This is a genomic window from Vibrio aquaticus, assembly GCF_003970385.1.
Taxonomy (GTDB): domain Bacteria; phylum Pseudomonadota; class Gammaproteobacteria; order Enterobacterales; family Vibrionaceae; genus Vibrio; species Vibrio aquaticus.
This window is the reverse complement of the sequence record NZ_RXZH01000007.1, coordinates 209,927-226,396: the sequence shown is the minus strand read 5'-3', so window position 1 is coordinate 226,396 and position 16,470 is coordinate 209,927. Positions and strand designations below refer to the sequence as shown.

The window sequence follows — 16,470 nt, the reverse complement described above, 5'->3', positions numbered from 1 at the left end:
GAATCCTTTTAATACGGGAAAAACTGAGGGATTAATGTCAACACTAGCACTGAATAGACAATAGATAGTGGGATCCCTACTCGAATGTAGTCGGTCAATTTGTAATTCCCTACGCTATACACCAATAAGTTGGTTTGATAACCATAAGGAGAAATAAAGCTCGCACTCGCGCCAAACAGAACCGCCATGATAAAAGGCATGGGATCCACCCCATAACCAATCGCCATACTGTAGCCGATGGGGAAAGCCAAAGCGGCGGCTGCATTGTTTGTGACCAATTCAGTCAGTACTAAGGTAAGAAGGTAAGTCGCCACTAAAGCACCAAACACTCCCCAGCCATTGAAGGCTTCAATAAACATTTGCCCTAGAGCCATCGACAAACCAGATGACAGCATGAGCTGCGCAATAGAAAGCGCAGAGCCCACGATGACAACAATATCCACCGGAAAACGCCGGCGCAGTTCACTCAACTGAACAATCCCACTGAATAACGCAGCGAGTAGAAATACCGATAAGCCTTTAATTAAAGGCACCAATTCAGCAAGTGCTAGCCCAATAACGGCAGAGAAGCCTACTAGCACTAATGTCGATTTGTTGGCATCGAGTCGCGCACTAGAATCTAAGTCATTGACCAGAACAAACTCTTTGCGATGTGCTTGTCGCTCTTGTTCAAAGCGCTTGCCTGGAACCAGAACTAACGTATCGCCAGCGTTGAGTGCAATGTTGCCTAACCCACCCTCTAAGCGCTCGTGGCCGCGGCGAATTGCTACAACAACAGCATCAAATCGGTCACGGAAATGGCTCGATTTTAGCGTCTTATTACAAAAGCTTGCCGATGAGCTCACCACAACTTCAACAAAGCTTTGTCCGTTGAGATGGTGCTGCCCAAACAGTGTCAGGCCTTGAATCTCTTGTAATGTTGCCACACTCTCAATATCACCACAGAAAAGCAGTCTATCTCGCGCTTGTAAGACAAAGTCGGGCTCTACTGATGGCATAGTTTGCCCATTTCGTACCACCTCAGCCAAAAACAACTTACGTAATGCTCGTAAATTATTCTCACTGATACTGCGCCCGACTAAAGGGGATCCTGGCTCGACACGCGCTTCAAGAAAATAAGGCAATTCTTCTTGGTTTTGATCATCGTAGTTTGGCAGTAAGTAACTAATCGGGATCAAGATCAACAGGCCACCAGCAAGTACCGACAAGCCGATCATTGTTGGGGTAAAGAAACCTAAACTTGGCAGTCCTGCATCCTCAACAAAGCTATTAATGATCAAGTTGGTTGAGGTGCCGATCAACGTCAACGTACCACCTAAGATCGCCGCATAAGAAAGTGGGATCAGTAGCTTCGATGGGGCGTGTTGTTGATTGCGTTTAATCGCGCCAATAAGCGAAACAACCACAGCTGTATTGTTAGTAAACGAAGAAAGCAATGCGGTAGAGATACCAAGCTTTGCCACTACGGTACCGAGCTTGCCTGTTGATAAGGAGCGGCTCACCCAGCTAATCAGAAGTGTTTTCTCCAGAGCTGCTGACGCTAAGATCAGCAGCACTAGAGTTAACAAAGAAGAGTTAGTGAAGTTTGTGGCAATCTCGCCAAGTTCAATCGTTCCTGCTAGAAACGCGATGAATGCCGCTCCTGCAAAAATGAAACTCGGTTTAATTCGTGTCGTCAGTAGACAGGTGACGACTGCAAGTAACATCGCCAGCACAAATCCTTGTTGCCACATAACACTTCCTTGTTAAACAGCCCGCTATTTTAGTAGCTGGCTGATATCTTTCGCTTCCCAGTGCGGGAAGTGCTTGCGAACAAGCGCATTCAGCTCGACTTCAAAGGCAGAAATATCGCCTGTTTTCGCTTCCACTTGAGTTAAGCTTTCACGAACTAAGCCAGCACCAACCGTTACGTTCGTTAGACGGTCAATCACGATAAAGCCACCTGTGTCAGCACATGCTTGGTAACCATCTAACGCGACTGATTCGGTTAAGGTCAGTTCACACAGGCCAATACCATTCAGTGGCAGTTCTGCTGAGCTGTGCGTTGACAGATTATTAATGTCGTATTGATGGCGAATGCCTTCAACGCGTCCAACCGTCTTCTTACCTGCAATCTTGATGTCATACTCACGGCCTGGTTGTAGCGGCTGCTCTGTCATCCAAACGATGTCGGCTAATAAGTGATTGCTTGACTCAACTTGTGCATTTTCTAGCACAATCAAATCACCACGGCTGATATCAATCTCATCTTCCAGTGTGAGCGTTACTGCTAGACCGGCTTGAGCTTGCTCAAGGTCACCGTCAAAAGTGACAATACGTGCAACTTTAGAAGTTTTGCCTGATGGCAGAGCGGTAATGGTGTCACCCACTTTCACGCTACCTGACGCAATCGTACCGGCAAAACCACGGAAATCGAGATTAGGACGATTCACGTATTGCACTGGGAAACGGAATTCACCCGATGCTTTGTCTTGATCAATATCGACATTTTCGAGCAGTTCAAGCAGTGATGGCCCTTCAAACCAAGCCATTCTTGGGCTTGCTTCCACAACGTTATCGCCTTCTAGGGCTGAAAGTGGAATGATCTGAATATCGGTTTCACCTTGTAGATTCTTAGAAAACTCAAGGTACTCATCACGAATTTCCTCAAAGCGATCTTGAGCGTAATCAACAAGATCCATTTTGTTCACTGCAACAATAAAGTGCTTCAAACCAAGCAGGTTCGAAATGAACGAGTGACGACGAGTTTGATCCAATACGCCTTTACGCGCATCAATTAAGATCACTGCAAGATCACACGTTGAAGCACCTGTCGCCATGTTTCGTGTGTACTGCTCGTGTCCTGGCGTATCAGCAATGATGAACTTACGCTTCTGAGTCGAGAAGTAACGGTAAGCCACATCAATCGTGATTCCCTGCTCTCGTTCTGCCTGCAAGCCATCAACCAGCAAAGCAAGGTCTGGACGTTCACCAGTTGTACCGACACGCTGACTGTCGTTATGTACTGCGGCTAGCTGATCTTCGTAAATTTGCTTCGAGTCATGGAGCAAGCGACCAATCAATGTACTCTTGCCATCATCAACCGAACCACACGTCAAAAATCTCAGCATGGACTTATATTGGTGCTGGGTTAAATAACCCTCGATACCTAGCTCTTCTAATTGAGCTTCTACTACGCTATTCATGTTCTGTCCTTAAACTTAATTAGAAGTAACCTTGGCGTTTTTTCAGTTCCATCGATCCTGACTGATCGTGGTCGATCGCTCGACCTTGACGTTCACTCGATGTCGCTACCAGCATCTCTTCAATGATGCCTGTCAGAGTATTGGCTTCTGATTCAATCGCGCCCGTCAATGGGTAACAACCAAGTGTACGGAAACGGACACTTTTCTCTTCGATCTTCTCGCCTGGTTCTAACTTCATTCGATCATCATCCACCATGATCAACATGCCATCACGCTCTACAACAGGTCGCTTATCTGCAAGGTAAAGAGGTACAATTTCAATATTCTCTAGATAGATGTATTGCCAGATATCGAGCTCAGTCCAGTTTGAAAGAGGGAAAACACGAATACTCTCGCCTTTGTTGATTTGGCCGTTGTAAGTGCGCCAAAGCTCAGGACGCTGATTCTTTGGATCCCAGGTATGGTTTTTATCGCGGAACGAATACACACGCTCTTTGGCACGAGACTTCTCTTCATCACGGCGCGCACCACCAAAAGCCGCATCAAACCCATACTTGTTCAACGCCTGTTTCAGACCTTGAGTTTTCATGATGTCAGTATGTTTAGACGAACCATGAGTAAATGGGCTACATCCCATCGCCAAACCTTCTGGGTTCTTGTGAACCAAAAGCTCAAAACCGTACTTTTCTGCCGTGCGGTCACGGAATTCAATCATTTCTTTGAATTTCCAGTCAGTGTCGACGTGCAGAAGAGGGAAAGGGATTTTTCCTGGGTAAAAAGCTTTACGTGCGAGATGTAACATCACCGATGAATCTTTACCGATGGAGTACATCATTACCGGGTTATCAAACTCAGCCGCTACTTCACGGATGATATGAATACTCTCCGCTTCGAGTTGCTTGAGGTGGGTTAAACGTTCTTGGTCCATGTTAGTGCTTCCTTTACGGCTCATAACGAGCGTCTGACTAATCAAATAATGGGTTATGCAAATTGGCGCTGCTGTTCGTTTGGCTGTGGATTGAACCACGCGAGCTTGTCTGACAGAGACACCACTTCACCAATGACGATGAGGGATGGTGATTGCGCGTCTTTTGCAAGTTCAGCCAGTTGAGATAGCTGTCCTTTGAATATTCTTTGTGAGAGCTGAGTGCCACGTTCAATGATTGCGATTGGAGTCTCTGGGTTACGGCCATGCTCAATCAATTGGTTTTCGATGTAATCGGACTTCATCAGTCCCATGTAAATCACCAGCGTCTGATTACCACGAGCGAGTGTTGACCAATCCATCTGATCACTTTCCGCTTTTAGATGACCTGTAATGAACATGGCAGACTGAGCGTAATCACGGTGAGTTAATGGAATACCAGCATAAGCGGTCGCCCCTGCTGCTGCAGTAATGCCAGGGATGACTTGAAATGAGATACCTGCATCGGCAAGTACTTCGAGCTCTTCCCCGCCGCGGCCAAAAATAAACGGATCGCCGCCTTTAATGCGAACCACTCGATGGCCTTGCTTAGCAAAGTCGAGTAACAGCTGGTTGGTTTTCTCTTGAGGGACGCTATGGTGGCCGGCACGCTTACCCACGCACACTAAAATAGTGTCACTGGGTACCAATGCCATGATTTCTTCAGACACTAGGTAGTCATATAAGACCACGTCTGCTTGTTGCAAAAAACGAATCGCTTTGAGTGTTAACAGCTCGACATCACCAGGGCCTGCGCCAATCAACGCGACTTCTCCTTGGGTCAATACACTCTGCCCTATCGCATTAAGGTCTTGTTGCTTGCTGCGCTGTGCGTGCTGATTACTCAATGGGAATTGAGAGATCGTATCCTTGCTCGCCATAATGTCACCCTTTCCATTTCTATGGAGGCATTATGGCGCTCTAGTTATATTACCGGAAATTCTAAAATTTCATTTTTTATTACTTAAAATGATAAGACCGTTTGTAAACGGAATGTCATTTGATAAATAAAGGGCGAATTCTTATACTTAGCGCCAAATTTCGACTTATAAAGCCGAAAGGGTTCACACTTTCGTGTTTCGAAATAAATCGTTTGCATAGTAATTTGTTACATTACGCAACAAATCTCTTCTATCCCAATTGGAGCTTTCCATGAAATCGGTAATGAAACCTTTATCAATCGCTGTACTGGCTGGTCTTGGTCTAGCAACACTGTCTGGCTGCACAACATCTGCACCAGATACTGACGAAGTCATCAAACTACGTGTTGTGGAAACAACAGACATCCACACTAACTTGATGGACTACGATTACTACAAAGACAAGCCAAGCCAAAAGATTGGTCTTGCACGTACCGCAACTTTAGTTAAAGAAGCGCGTGCAGAAGTGATCAACAGCGTTCTTGTTGATAATGGTGACTTGCTGCAAGGTAGCCCAATGGGTGACTACATGGCAGACAAAGGCATCGAAGAAGGCGAAGTTCACCCTGCATATAAAGCAATGAACCAGCTAGACTACGATGCGGGTAACATCGGTAACCATGAGTTTAACTACGGCCTAGAATTCCTAGCTGAATCTATTAACGATGCTGACTTCCCATACATCAGCGCGAACGTTTTTGACGCAGAAACAGGTGAGCACTACTTTAAGCCATACATTATCAAGACTCACACGTTTAAAGACACGGCTGGCGTAGAACATGAAGTAAAAGTGGGTTACATCGGTTTTGTACCGCCACAAATCATGATCTGGGATAAGAAGAACCTAGAAGGCAAAGTCTTCGCTAAAGACATCAAAGAGTCAGCAGAAGAGTTGGTTCCTCAAATGAAAGCAGAGGGTGCGGAAGTGATCGTTGCTATCCCACACTCTGGCGTTTCAATGGACCCATACAAGCAAGGTGAAGAGAACTCTACGTACTACCTATCTGAAGTAGAAGGTATTGATGCGATTGCATTCGGTCACTCTCACGCCGTATTCCCAGGCAAAGGCTTTGACAACATGCAAGGCATCGATAACGAGAACGGTACGATCAATGGCGTAGCCGCTGTAATGCCAGGCCGTTGGGGTAGCCACGTGGGTATCATGGATCTCACTCTGGTTCAAAAAGATGGCAAGTGGGAAGTAGAAAACGGCCAATCTGAAGCTCGTCCTATCTACAGCAAGACAGAGAAGAAATCTTTGGCTGACGCTGACGCTGGCATCGTAAAAGCACTAGAAGCTGACCACAAAGGCACTCGTGATTTCGTTAACCAACCAATTGGTAAAGCAAATGACGTGATGTACAGCTTCTTAGCTCTTGTACAAGACGATCCAACGGTACAAATCGTTAACCTTGCGCAAAAAGATTACGTAGAACGCTTTATCCAAGGTGATCCAGACCTGGCGGATATCCCTGTACTTTCAGCAGCAGCGCCATTTAAGGCAGGCGGTCGTAAGAATGACCCAGCAAACTTTACTGAAGTTGAATCTGGTCAGCTAACATTCCGTAACGCAGCAGACCTTTACCTATACCCGAACACACTTGTTGCGATGAAGGTAACCGGCAAAGAAGTGAAAGAGTGGCTAGAGTGTACGGCTGGCCAGTTCAAGCAAATTGACGTGAACAGCACAGCGCCTCAGCAGCTTATTGACTGGGATGGTTTCCGTACTTACAACTTCGATGTTATCGACGGTGTTAACTACCAAATCGACGTGACTCAACCAGCGAAATACGACGGTAACTGTAAAGTGATCAACGAAGGTTCTGAACGTATTGTTGGTTTAACTTACCAAGGTAAGCCAATCGAGATGGCACAAGACTTCATCATCGCAACCAACAACTACCGTGCATACAGTAACAAATTCCCTGGTACAGGCTCTGATTTTGTTGCGTTCGATTCTCCTGATGAAAACCGCTCTGTTATCGCTGCCTACATTTCTCGCGTAAGCCAAGAGAAAGGTGAAGTAACGCCAAGCGCTGACAACAACTGGACATTCGCACCAATCAAATCGGATAAGAAACTCGACATCCGTTTTGAAACGTCACCAAGTGAGAAAGCAGCGAAGTTCATCGAAGAAAAAGGTCAGTACCCAATGAAACGCGTTGCCACAGATGATGTTGGTTTCGGCGTTTACCGTATCGACCTTCAGAAATAAGCTAAGATTGTCTTAATAAGACCTTATCTTTAAATATCATGCCGCAATTTCGATTGCGGCATTTTCGTTTCTAGAGATTGACGATACACTTTGTTCAAATACGTTCTACAAAGAAATACATCGATGTTTGAAGCCTTTCGTCAACAACTCACCACTAATGGGTTCACCCACCAAGAAATAGAGCAACTAGAATCGTCGGCGCGTTTCATTGAATTACCCACTCGCCACATTTTGCTCCAGCAAGGTGAAGTCGCATCAGAAATTTACTTTTTGCTCGAAGGTATTTGTCATTCATCGTACTTAACAGAAAAGGGCAAAGAGTTCAGTAAAGAGTTCTATTGGGAACATGACTGGATCATTGGTTTTGAGAGCTTGATTAAGCAACAACCTTCTCCTTACTTACTCGAATCGCTAACACCCTGCTCGATCCTATGTTTACCCATCGAGACGCTACGTAGCTGGCGAGAAGAAAAACACGGAATCTACCTTAAGTTGCTTGAAACTCAGCTTGTGTATAAAGAAAACAAAGAGCGCTTTATGCTGTTATACAGTCCGGAAGAACGTTACGAACTGTTTTGCCAACACTACCCTGAATTACTTGAACGCCTTAATGACTATCAGATTGCCGCCTACTTGGGGATTACCGCGATCAGCCTGAGCCGAATAAAAAAGCGCCATCAAAGTTAACAATTGTTAATGCTCAAATCTCAGTGAGTTGATAGAGTCGTTATCACCTTAACTTACTTAGAAATGACATGATTACTTGGCAACTTATTCCTTTTTCAGAGCTCAACACTCAACAGCTTTATCAGTTACTTAAACTAAGAGTCGATGTCTTTGTCGTTGAACAAACCTGCCCCTACCCAGAGCTGGACGGCAAAGATCATCAAACAGGTGTGCATCACCTACTCGGCTATCAAGACAATGAGCTTGTTGCCTGCGCTCGACTGTTACCACAAGGGCTAAGCTACCCCTGCGTGAGTATTGGCCGTGTTGCCACACTAAAAAGCAAACGAGGTGGCGGTTTAGGTCATCAGTTACTTGAGCAAGCGCTAAAGAGCTGCGAATCCTTATGGCCTAGAGAAAGTATTGAAATTGGCGCGCAAGAACATCTTGCCGATTTCTATTCGCGACACGGTTTTGTCCAAACCTCTAAGATGTACCTAGAAGATGACATACCCCATATCGACATGAAGTTGAGCAAGTAACCCTATGGGATCTGCGAGCTACTTTGCAATTTCGCTGCTGATAATTGGCAATCTTGCGGCATCTTTGTCGGATGTTGCGGTAAAGCTGCTTAATGGTGAGGTATCGAGCTTCCAATATATTTTTATCCGCCAGTTCCTCTCTACCCTCGTCATAGCCCCTTTCTGGTGGAAGCAGCAGCAAGAGAAAAGGCGACTACTCAATATAAAACTGAATCTCTTGCGCGCTCACCTCATTATCATTGGCAGTGGATGTATGGTGGTGGCCATCACACATTTAACCTTGGCGACGGCGAATGCGGTATTTTACGCAGCACCTCTGCTCATGCTTCCATTGTCTGTTTTACTTCTAAATGAAAAGCCTTCGATAGGTAGAGTCACGGCAAGCATATTTGGATTTATCGGAGTTATTGTGGTCCTTCGTCCATCTGAGTTTCACTGGGCGGCGTTGTTTGCTCTTGGGACAACACTGACACTCGCCCTGTTCAATGTCACGGCTCGAAAACTGCCAACACAGCAGACGGTTGTCAGCACTCTGTTTTGGACTTCCTTACTGTCTATCCCTGTATCCGCCATTGTAGCGTTGATCAATTGGAACCCAATATCATTCCACCAAGTTGGACTTATTTTAGCGAGTGCAGCTTTGATTCTGGCTTACAATGGTTTTGCGGTTGCAGCCTATAAACGAGCGCCGGCTAGTAATATCGCGATCGCCGAAAACTCAGGGTTAGTGTTTGTGGTGATTATAGGGGTGGTATGGTTTAGCGAAGTGCCAGATTGGCTAACGACATTAGGGATAATCATGATTGTGCTACCCCTAATGCCTTGGCGAGTTATAACCTGTAAGGCAAGTTATTTACTGCGACCGAAACCACCATCAGAAAGGCGGAAAAACATCACCGATTGATTGTTTTTTTCGAGTTGAAGGATATCAAGCTGACCACTCTCTTCGAGTTTAAAGCGAACCAATTGACCTTGTTTGATGCGACTTAACGGTTTGTCACTGCCTTCGACTTTAACTAATGCACTTAAGTCAGACATCGCTAGACCATTGTTTCTAAAAACTTGCGCAAGAGTATCGCCACTTTTCACCTCGTACTCCTTCCAAGCATCTGAGGCGAGTGACTGTTGCTGAGCACTCTTTTGATCACTCAAGCTGCGAGTATTGATATTGACTTCGACTCGCTGGCTAGGGGCGGAACTGACTTGCTCTTGCTCTGGCTTAGAGTTCGGCAGAGGAATAATCAGCAGAATGGCCAACACCGGCACCAAAACCATTAATGCGCGTTGATGCAATTTAGGCAGTAGGTTCCACTTTTCAAGTACTCGCTGCTTGAGCTCTTGCCAATCGATAGCATTAAACTTCTCTTTTGCTAACTCAAGGTAATCTACTTGCGGTTTCTTTTTCTTTCTGCGATTCATCGCGCCTTATCTCCAAACGGGCTGCACTAACAGTATAAAAAATCAAAGCCTTGTACGCATAGGAATTTTCTCTCATCCGGCCCATTACTCGCTAAAAATTGACAAAAGAACCTTTAGAAAGTCGATCTAAATCTCACAAACTAAGGGGCGCTTGCCAATCCTTAGACGGCCGTTTCATCAAGCGGCTAGAACTGGTATCCTTTAGCCTTTATACACCATATAAAGAGAGACACCATGTCTGAGGTTAAATTTGAGACTGTAGAGCAGAAAGCAAGCTACGGTATCGGTCTACAAATGGGTCAGCAACTTGCTGGTTCTGGTCTTGAAGGTCTAAACGTTGACGCTATCGCTGCAGGTATTGCAACTGCACTAGTTGGTGAGCAACCAGCTATCGAAGTGGACGAGATCAACAATGCACTACAAGAGCTACACACTCGCGTAGAAGCTGCTCGTCAAGAAGCAGCAAAAGCAGCAGCAGCTGACGGCGAAGCATTCCTAACGGACAACGCTCTTCGTTCAGAAGTTACTGTTCTTGAGTCTGGTCTTCAGTACGAAATCATCACTGAAGGTACTGGCGAAATCCCAACTTCTGACAAGCAAGTACGTGTTCACTACCACGGTGAGCTAACAGATGGCACTGTATTTGACAGCTCTGTATCTCGCGGTCAACCGGCTGAATTCCCAGTAACTGGCGTAATTAAAGGTTGGGTTGAAGCACTTCAACTAATGCCTGTTGGTTCTAAGTGGAAACTATACATTCCACAAGACCTAGCATACGGTGAGCGTGGCGCAGGTGCTGCAATCCCACCATTTGCTGCTCTAGTATTCGAAGTAGAACTACTAGATATTCTTTAATCCTAACGGGTTATCTGAATTTAAAACGGCGATACTTTGGTATCGCCGTTTTTTTATGTTTGGAGATTATGGTGCCGATAGCAATCAAGGGTAACTTAGGTATAAGATGCAGAGGACGTTACACAAACTATAAGGGAATAATATGAAAAAGCACGTCGTCCTCACAGCGGCATTAACTTTTGCCATGGTTGGTTGCCAGAGTACTGGAGAGCAGTCACAAGAGAGTTCAGAAGGAAACAGTAGCAACTATAGTGCTCTAGCAGGTGCAGCACTATCAGGAGCAATTCAAACTTGGAGCCAACAAGGTGCGGCCAATACGGATTTAGCCGGGCAGATTCAACAAGCAACAAACGTGACATCTGACCAAGCAATTGGTGGTGTAGGTTCACTACTTGCTCTTGCTCAAAACTCTTTAGGTTCCACTCAAAGCCAAGAACTAGGTAGTTTGATTCCAGGTTACGATGTTTTAGAAAACAGTGGCCTATCTTCATTGATTACAAACAGCGGTGCGGTGGACAGCGCGTTCTCAGCATTGGGTATGGACCCAGCACTTGTCTCTACATTTGCACCATTGCTTATCAATGCTCTTCAAGCTCAAGGGGCGAGCACAGGCCTGACTCAGGCACTATCCACTATTTGGCAATAAATAGCTGAAAACCAAAAAGAGAAAGATTGAAGAGAAAGGTCGATGTAAATATCAGATTTTTCTACGATTCATAAATCCCAGATACAAAAAAGCCGAGCTAATGCTCGGCTTTCTCGTTCTTACGAACCTGATTACTCAGCAGCTTCTTCAGCAGCTGGGCGATCTACAAGCTCAATGTAAGCCATTGGAGCTTTATCACCAGTACGGAAACCAGCTTTTAGGATACGTGTGTAACCGCCCTGACGAGCAGCAAAACGTGGACCTAGTTCGTTAAATAGTTTTGCAACTACTTCGTTGTCACGAGTACGTGCAAATGCTAGACGACGGTTAGCAACGCTGTCAGTCTTAGCTAGTGTAATCAAAGGCTCAACTACGCGACGTAGCTCTTTTGCTTTTGGCAGTGTAGTCTTGATAACTTCATGACGTACTAGAGAGCTAGCCATGTTGCTAAACATCGCTTTACGATGTGAGCTGTTGCGGTTGAGTTGACGACCACTCTTACGATGGCGCATGACCTAATCCTTCTAACTTTATCGATTAATCTTCAGCGATAGACGCTGGTGGCCAGTTTTCTAGGCGCATGCCCAGAGAAAGACCACGTGATGCAAGTACGTCTTTAATCTCAGTAAGAGATTTTTTACCAAGGTTAGGCGTTTTAAGTAGCTCAACCTCAGTACGCTGTACAAGATCACCGATGTAGTGAATCGCTTCTGCTTTCAAACAGTTAGCAGAGCGAACTGTTAGTTCAAGATCGTCTACAGGACGCAGTAGGATCGGATCGAATTCTGGCTTCTCTTCCTTCTCCTCAGGTACACGTACATCACGAAGATCTACGAACGCATCCAGTTGCTCAGCTAGGATAGTAGCTGCGCGACGGATAGCTTCCTCAGGGTCTAGAGTACCGTTCGTTTCCATGTCGATAACAAGCTTGTCTAAGTCTGTGCGTTGCTCTACACGAGCTGCGTCTACAGAATAAGCAATCTTATCTACTGGGCTGTACGTAGCGTCAACCAGTAGGCGACCAATTGGACGCTCATCTTCTTCAGTATGGATACGAGCCGAAGCTGGAACATAACCGCGACCACGTTCAACTTTGATACGCATAGCGATCTCAGCGTTGTCATCCGTTAGGTGACAAATTACGTGTTCAGGGTTAGCGATCTCTACATCACCATCATGGGTGATGTCACCTGCAACCACAGGGCCCGAGCCTGATTTGTTCAAAGTAATGAACACTTCATCTTTGCCTTCGGCAACACGTACAGCTAAACCTTTAAGGTTAAGTAGGATTTCAAGAATATCTTCTTGAACGCCTTCTTTAGTGCTGTACTCATGAAGTACGCCTTCGATTTCTACTTCTGTTACAGCACAACCTGGCATAGAAGATAGAAGAATTCGGCGAAGTGCATTACCAAGAGTATGGCCAAAACCACGCTCTAATGGCTCAAGAGTTACTTTTGCGTGAGTCGTGCTAACTTGTTCAATGTCAACAAGACGTGGCTTAAGAAATTCTGTTACAGAACCCTGCATTGTGTCCTCTCTTTATTTTAAACCTTACTTAGAGTAAAGCTCGACGATCAATTGTTCGTTGATGTCAGCAGATAGATCTGAACGCTCAGGCATACGCTTGAATGTACCTTCCATCTTGCCACCATCTACTTCAATCCAAGTTGGTTTTTCACGTTGTTCAGCAACTTCTAGAGCCGCTTTAATACGAGATTGCTGTTTAGCTTTCTCGCGGATAGAAACAACGTCATTTGCCGCAACTTTGAAAGAAGGAATGTTTACAACTTTACCGTTAACTAGGATAGCTTTGTGGCTAACTAGCTGACGAGATTCAGCGCGAGTTGCACCAAAGCCCATGCGGTAAACTACGTTATCAAGACGACCTTCAAGAAGCTGAAGCAGGTTTTCACCTGTGTTGCCTTTAAGACGTGCAGCTTCTTTGTAGTAGTTACGGAATTGTTTTTCTAGAACGCCGTACATACGACGAACTTTTTGCTTCTCACGAAGCTGAACGCCATACTCAGATAGACGACCGCGACGAGCGCCGTGTACACCTGGTGCGTTATCAATTTTACACTTGGTATCGATCGCGCGTACACCAGACTTAAGGAATAAGTCAGTACCTTCGCGACGGCTAAGCTTCAGCTTAGGACCCAAATATCTTGCCATGATCTTTCTCCAGTAATCTAAAAAACGTTATACGCGACGTTTCTTAGGTGGACGACAACCGTTATGAGGGATTGGTGTAGCATCAACGATGTTTGTGATGCGGAAACCAGCTGCGTTCAGTGCGCGAACCGTAGATTCACGACCTGGACCAGGACCCTTAACCATAACTTCCAAGTTCTTTAGACCGTACTCTTTAGCCATTTCTGCACAACGCTCAGCTGCAACCTGTGCTGCGAACGGAGTAGACTTACGAGAGCCACGGAAACCTGAACCACCTGCAGTAGCCCAAGCTAGTGCGTTACCTTGACGGTCAGTGATGGTTACGATTGTGTTATTGAAAGAAGCATGGATGTGTGCAACACCGTCTGCAACTTGTTTGCGAGCGCGTTTACGCGCGCGAGTTGGTTGTTTAGCCATTGTACTCTACCTTCCCGATTATTTCTTGATCGGCTTACGCGGACCCTTACGGGTGCGAGCATTGGTTTTAGTACGCTGTCCACGTAGTGGTAGACTGCGACGATGACGAAGACCACGGTAACAACCAAGGTCCATAAGACGCTTGATGTTCATTGATACTTCACGACGTAGATCACCCTCTACAGTGTATTTAGCTACACCATCACGCAGTTGATCGATCTGCTCTTCAGATAGTTCACTGATCTTAACATCTTCAGCAATACCCACTTCAGCTAGGATAGCTTGAGAGCGAGTTTTACCGATGCCGTAGATTGACGTTAGTGCAATCACAGCATGTTTTTGATCAGGAATGTTAATGCCTGCTATACGGGCCATTATTCACTCCTAAGTGTTTCGTAAAAGAATTAGCCGCAGCAAAGCCCGTTATGGATACGCTGCGGGATACTACTTCTTTTGCACGCAAAAGGTAGGCCGAGGAATATACCCGACACTACCTTATATTTCAAGTAAAAATTTCTGCTAATTAGCCTTGGCGCTGCTTGTGCTTTGGCTCACTGCAAATCACGCGAACGACACCGTTACGCTTGATAACTTTACAGTTACGGCAGATTTTTTTAACGGAAGCACGAACTTTCATTGCTAAACTCCGTAAATGAAATCTGAGTCTACCGCCGAATTAACGGCCATAGCCTTTCAGATTTGCTTTCTTCAACACAGAATCATACTGTTGAGACATCAGATGAGTCTGTACCTGTGCCATAAAGTCCATGATAACAACCACTACGATTAGTAGTGATGTACCGCCGAAGTAGAAACGTACGTTCCACGCGACCATCATAAACTCTGGAATCAGACAGATAAAGGTAATGTATAACGCACCTGCTAGGGTTAAACGCGTCATTACTTTATCAATATACTTAGCTGTCTGTTCACCTGGGCGGATGCCGGGTACGAATGCACCGGACTTCTTCAAGTTATCTGCTGTTTCACGCGGGTTGAAAACCAACGCCGTGTAGAAGAAACAGAAGAAAATAATCGCTGCTGCATAAAGCATTACATACAGAGGCTGACCAGGGCTAAGAGCCAAAGACACGTCAGTTAACCAACCGAACGCGCTGCTCTCACCGTTCTGACCGAACCACTGAGCCAGTGTTCCTGGGAACAGGATAATGCTTGAAGCAAAGATTGCTGGAATAACACCTGCCATATTAATTTTAAGTGGCAAGTGAGTGCTTTGCGCAGCAAATACCTTACGACCTTGTTGACGCTTCGCGTAGTTTACAACGATTCGACGCTGACCACGCTCCATGAAAACAACGAAGTAGATAACTGCAAAAGCTAGTACAGCAATCAACAACAGAAGAAGTACATGCAATTCACCTTGACGCGCTTGCTCGATTGTTTGACCGATTGCAGAAGGCAATCCAGCAACAATACCTGCAAAGATTAGTAACGAAATACCGTTACCAATTCCACGCTCTGTAATTTGTTCACCTAACCACATTAAGAACATGGTGCCGGTTACTAAACTTACGGTAGCAATAAGCGTAAACATGGTTTGGTTGATAACAACCAGATTATCGACCATGTTTGGTAGGCCTGTTGCAATACCAATAGCTTGGAATGTTGCAAGTACAAGCGTGCCGTAGCGTGTATATTGGCTGATCTTACGACGGCCTGCTTCACCCTCTTTTTTGAGTTCAGCTAACGCTGGATGAACTACAGTTAGCAGTTGGACAACAATAGATGCCGAAATATACGGCATGATGCCCAACGCTAATATAGATGCACGCTCAAGAGCACCACCGGAGAACATGTTAAACATTTCAACGATGGTACCTTTTTGCTGTTCGAACAAATCGGCAAGTACAGCAGCGTCAATACCAGGGATCGGCACAAAAGAGCCTGCTCGGAATACTAAAAGTGCACCAATTACGAATAATAAGCGCGACTTTAGTTCACTTAAGCCGCTCTGAGCACTACGAAAATCTTGTCCTGGTTTCTTAGCCATCTGTACCTCGTTCCTCGAGATTATTCCTCGATTTTACCGCCTGCAGCTTCGATTGCAGCTTTAGCGCCTTTAGTCACACGTAGACCTTTAACAGTCACTGCTTTGTTAATTTCACCAGATAGAACAACTTTTACGAATTCGATGTTCTTAGTGATAACGTTAGCAGCTTTAAGGCTGTTTAGATCTACTACGTCACCAGTTACTTTCGCTAGTTCACCTAGACGAACTTCAGCAGACACTAGGCTCTTACGAGAAGTGAAACCGAATTTTGGTAGACGTTGTTTTAGAGGCATCTGACCGCCTTCAAAACCTGGACGAACTGAACCGCCAGAACGTGACTTTTGACCTTTGTGGCCACGGCCACCAGTCTTACCTAGGCCAGAACCGATACCGCGACCTACGCGCTTAGCAGCAGTCTTAGCACCAGCAGCTGGTGATAGAGTATTCAAACGCAT

Annotated in this window: 19 protein-coding genes; 6 read left to right on the top strand and 13 right to left on the bottom strand. The window is 45.5% G+C overall.

Annotated elements, in window-relative coordinates; genetic code table 11:
- Positions 1 to 8 precede the first annotated feature (8 nt).
- From EJ063_RS15830 to cobA, 4 genes are read right to left on the bottom strand one after another with little or no spacing between them, the layout of a single operon-like run.
- Positions 9 to 1,733, bottom strand: coding sequence for an SLC13 family permease (locus EJ063_RS15830; RefSeq protein ID WP_126575293.1), 1,725 nt, complete (start codon positions 1,731 to 1,733; stop codon positions 9 to 11).
- 24 nt (positions 1,734 to 1,757) lie between these two features.
- Positions 1,758 to 3,185 (bottom strand): sulfate adenylyltransferase subunit CysN, encoded by a 1,428-nt coding sequence (cysN, locus tag EJ063_RS15825; RefSeq protein ID WP_126575292.1) that lies wholly within the window; start codon positions 3,183 to 3,185, stop codon positions 1,758 to 1,760.
- Positions 3,186 to 3,204: 19 nt separating this feature from the next.
- On the bottom strand, positions 3,205 to 4,137 hold the full coding sequence (cysD, locus tag EJ063_RS15820) for a sulfate adenylyltransferase subunit CysD (protein ID WP_126575291.1): 933 nt from the start codon (positions 4,135 to 4,137) through the stop codon (positions 3,205 to 3,207).
- 29 nt (positions 4,138 to 4,166) lie between these two features.
- Positions 4,167 to 5,030 (bottom strand): uroporphyrinogen-III C-methyltransferase, encoded by an 864-nt coding sequence (gene cobA / locus EJ063_RS15815; protein ID WP_126575290.1) that lies wholly within the window; start codon positions 5,028 to 5,030, stop codon positions 4,167 to 4,169.
- Between the two features lie 271 nt (positions 5,031 to 5,301).
- Here cobA and cpdB point away from each other — a divergent pair, with 271 nt between their 5' ends.
- From cpdB to EJ063_RS15795, 4 genes are all read left to right on the top strand, one after another.
- A complete protein-coding gene (cpdB, locus tag EJ063_RS15810) occupies positions 5,302 to 7,284 on the top strand; it encodes a 2',3'-cyclic-nucleotide 2'-phosphodiesterase (RefSeq protein ID WP_126575289.1) in 1,983 nt (660 codons plus the stop codon).
- 123 nt (positions 7,285 to 7,407) lie between these two features.
- The gene (locus EJ063_RS15805) at positions 7,408 to 7,971 is read left to right on the top strand and encodes a Crp/Fnr family transcriptional regulator (protein WP_126575288.1); all 564 of its coding nucleotides are present in this window, start codon (positions 7,408 to 7,410) and stop codon (positions 7,969 to 7,971) included.
- 68 nt (positions 7,972 to 8,039) lie between these two features.
- Entirely contained in the window at positions 8,040 to 8,492 is a 453-nt protein-coding gene (locus tag EJ063_RS15800; RefSeq protein WP_126575287.1) for a GNAT family N-acetyltransferase, read from the top strand.
- A 4-nt stretch (positions 8,493 to 8,496) separates the two neighbouring features.
- Positions 8,497 to 9,396 (top strand): DMT family transporter, encoded by a 900-nt coding sequence (locus EJ063_RS15795; RefSeq protein ID WP_126575286.1) that lies wholly within the window; start codon positions 8,497 to 8,499, stop codon positions 9,394 to 9,396.
- On the opposite strand, the gene EJ063_RS15790 is transcribed toward EJ063_RS15795, so the two are convergent.
- Positions 9,342 to 9,911 (bottom strand): LysM-like peptidoglycan-binding domain-containing protein, encoded by a 570-nt coding sequence (locus tag EJ063_RS15790; protein WP_126575285.1) that lies wholly within the window; start codon positions 9,909 to 9,911, stop codon positions 9,342 to 9,344. The two genes, EJ063_RS15795 and EJ063_RS15790, sit on opposite strands and share 55 nt — an antisense overlap.
- A gap of 234 nt (positions 9,912 to 10,145) precedes the next feature.
- Between EJ063_RS15790 and bamJ the strand changes: the two genes are divergently transcribed.
- Positions 10,146 to 10,766 (top strand): BamJ family beta-barrel-assembly machinery protein, encoded by a 621-nt coding sequence (bamJ, locus tag EJ063_RS15785; RefSeq protein WP_126575284.1) that lies wholly within the window; start codon positions 10,146 to 10,148, stop codon positions 10,764 to 10,766.
- A gap of 142 nt (positions 10,767 to 10,908) precedes the next feature.
- Complete coding sequence (locus tag EJ063_RS15780; RefSeq protein ID WP_126575283.1) at positions 10,909 to 11,412, top strand: DUF2780 domain-containing protein; 504 nt, start codon at positions 10,909 to 10,911, stop codon at positions 11,410 to 11,412.
- 131 nt (positions 11,413 to 11,543) lie between these two features.
- On the opposite strand, the gene rplQ is transcribed toward EJ063_RS15780, so the two are convergent.
- The 8 genes from rplQ to rplO form a co-directional block, all read right to left on the bottom strand.
- Positions 11,544 to 11,924 carry a 50S ribosomal protein L17 gene (gene rplQ / locus EJ063_RS15775; RefSeq protein ID WP_004410405.1) on the bottom strand — a complete coding sequence of 127 codons (381 nt, stop codon included), beginning with the start codon at positions 11,922 to 11,924 and terminating at the stop codon, positions 11,544 to 11,546.
- A gap of 25 nt (positions 11,925 to 11,949) precedes the next feature.
- Positions 11,950 to 12,942, bottom strand: a complete 993-nt coding sequence (locus tag EJ063_RS15770; RefSeq protein ID WP_126575282.1) for a DNA-directed RNA polymerase subunit alpha — start codon at positions 12,940 to 12,942, stop codon at positions 11,950 to 11,952.
- Between the two features lie 24 nt (positions 12,943 to 12,966).
- Positions 12,967 to 13,587 carry a 30S ribosomal protein S4 gene (rpsD, locus tag EJ063_RS15765; RefSeq protein WP_038209107.1) on the bottom strand — a complete coding sequence of 207 codons (621 nt, stop codon included), beginning with the start codon at positions 13,585 to 13,587 and terminating at the stop codon, positions 12,967 to 12,969.
- A 27-nt stretch (positions 13,588 to 13,614) separates the two neighbouring features.
- Positions 13,615 to 14,004: a 30S ribosomal protein S11 gene (gene rpsK / locus EJ063_RS15760; protein WP_126575281.1), complete on the bottom strand. Its 390-nt coding sequence runs from the start codon at positions 14,002 to 14,004 to the stop codon at positions 13,615 to 13,617.
- An 18-nt stretch (positions 14,005 to 14,022) separates the two neighbouring features.
- Positions 14,023 to 14,379 carry a 30S ribosomal protein S13 gene (rpsM, locus tag EJ063_RS15755; protein WP_004410414.1) on the bottom strand — a complete coding sequence of 119 codons (357 nt, stop codon included), beginning with the start codon at positions 14,377 to 14,379 and terminating at the stop codon, positions 14,023 to 14,025.
- 148 nt (positions 14,380 to 14,527) lie between these two features.
- Entirely contained in the window at positions 14,528 to 14,641 is a 114-nt protein-coding gene (gene rpmJ, locus EJ063_RS15750) for a 50S ribosomal protein L36 (protein ID WP_000868186.1), read from the bottom strand.
- 39 nt (positions 14,642 to 14,680) lie between these two features.
- Complete coding sequence (secY, locus tag EJ063_RS15745) at positions 14,681 to 16,015, bottom strand: preprotein translocase subunit SecY (protein WP_004410423.1); 1,335 nt, start codon at positions 16,013 to 16,015, stop codon at positions 14,681 to 14,683.
- A gap of 20 nt (positions 16,016 to 16,035) precedes the next feature.
- Positions 16,036 to 16,470, bottom strand: a complete 435-nt coding sequence (rplO, locus tag EJ063_RS15740) for a 50S ribosomal protein L15 (protein ID WP_126575280.1) — start codon at positions 16,468 to 16,470, stop codon at positions 16,036 to 16,038.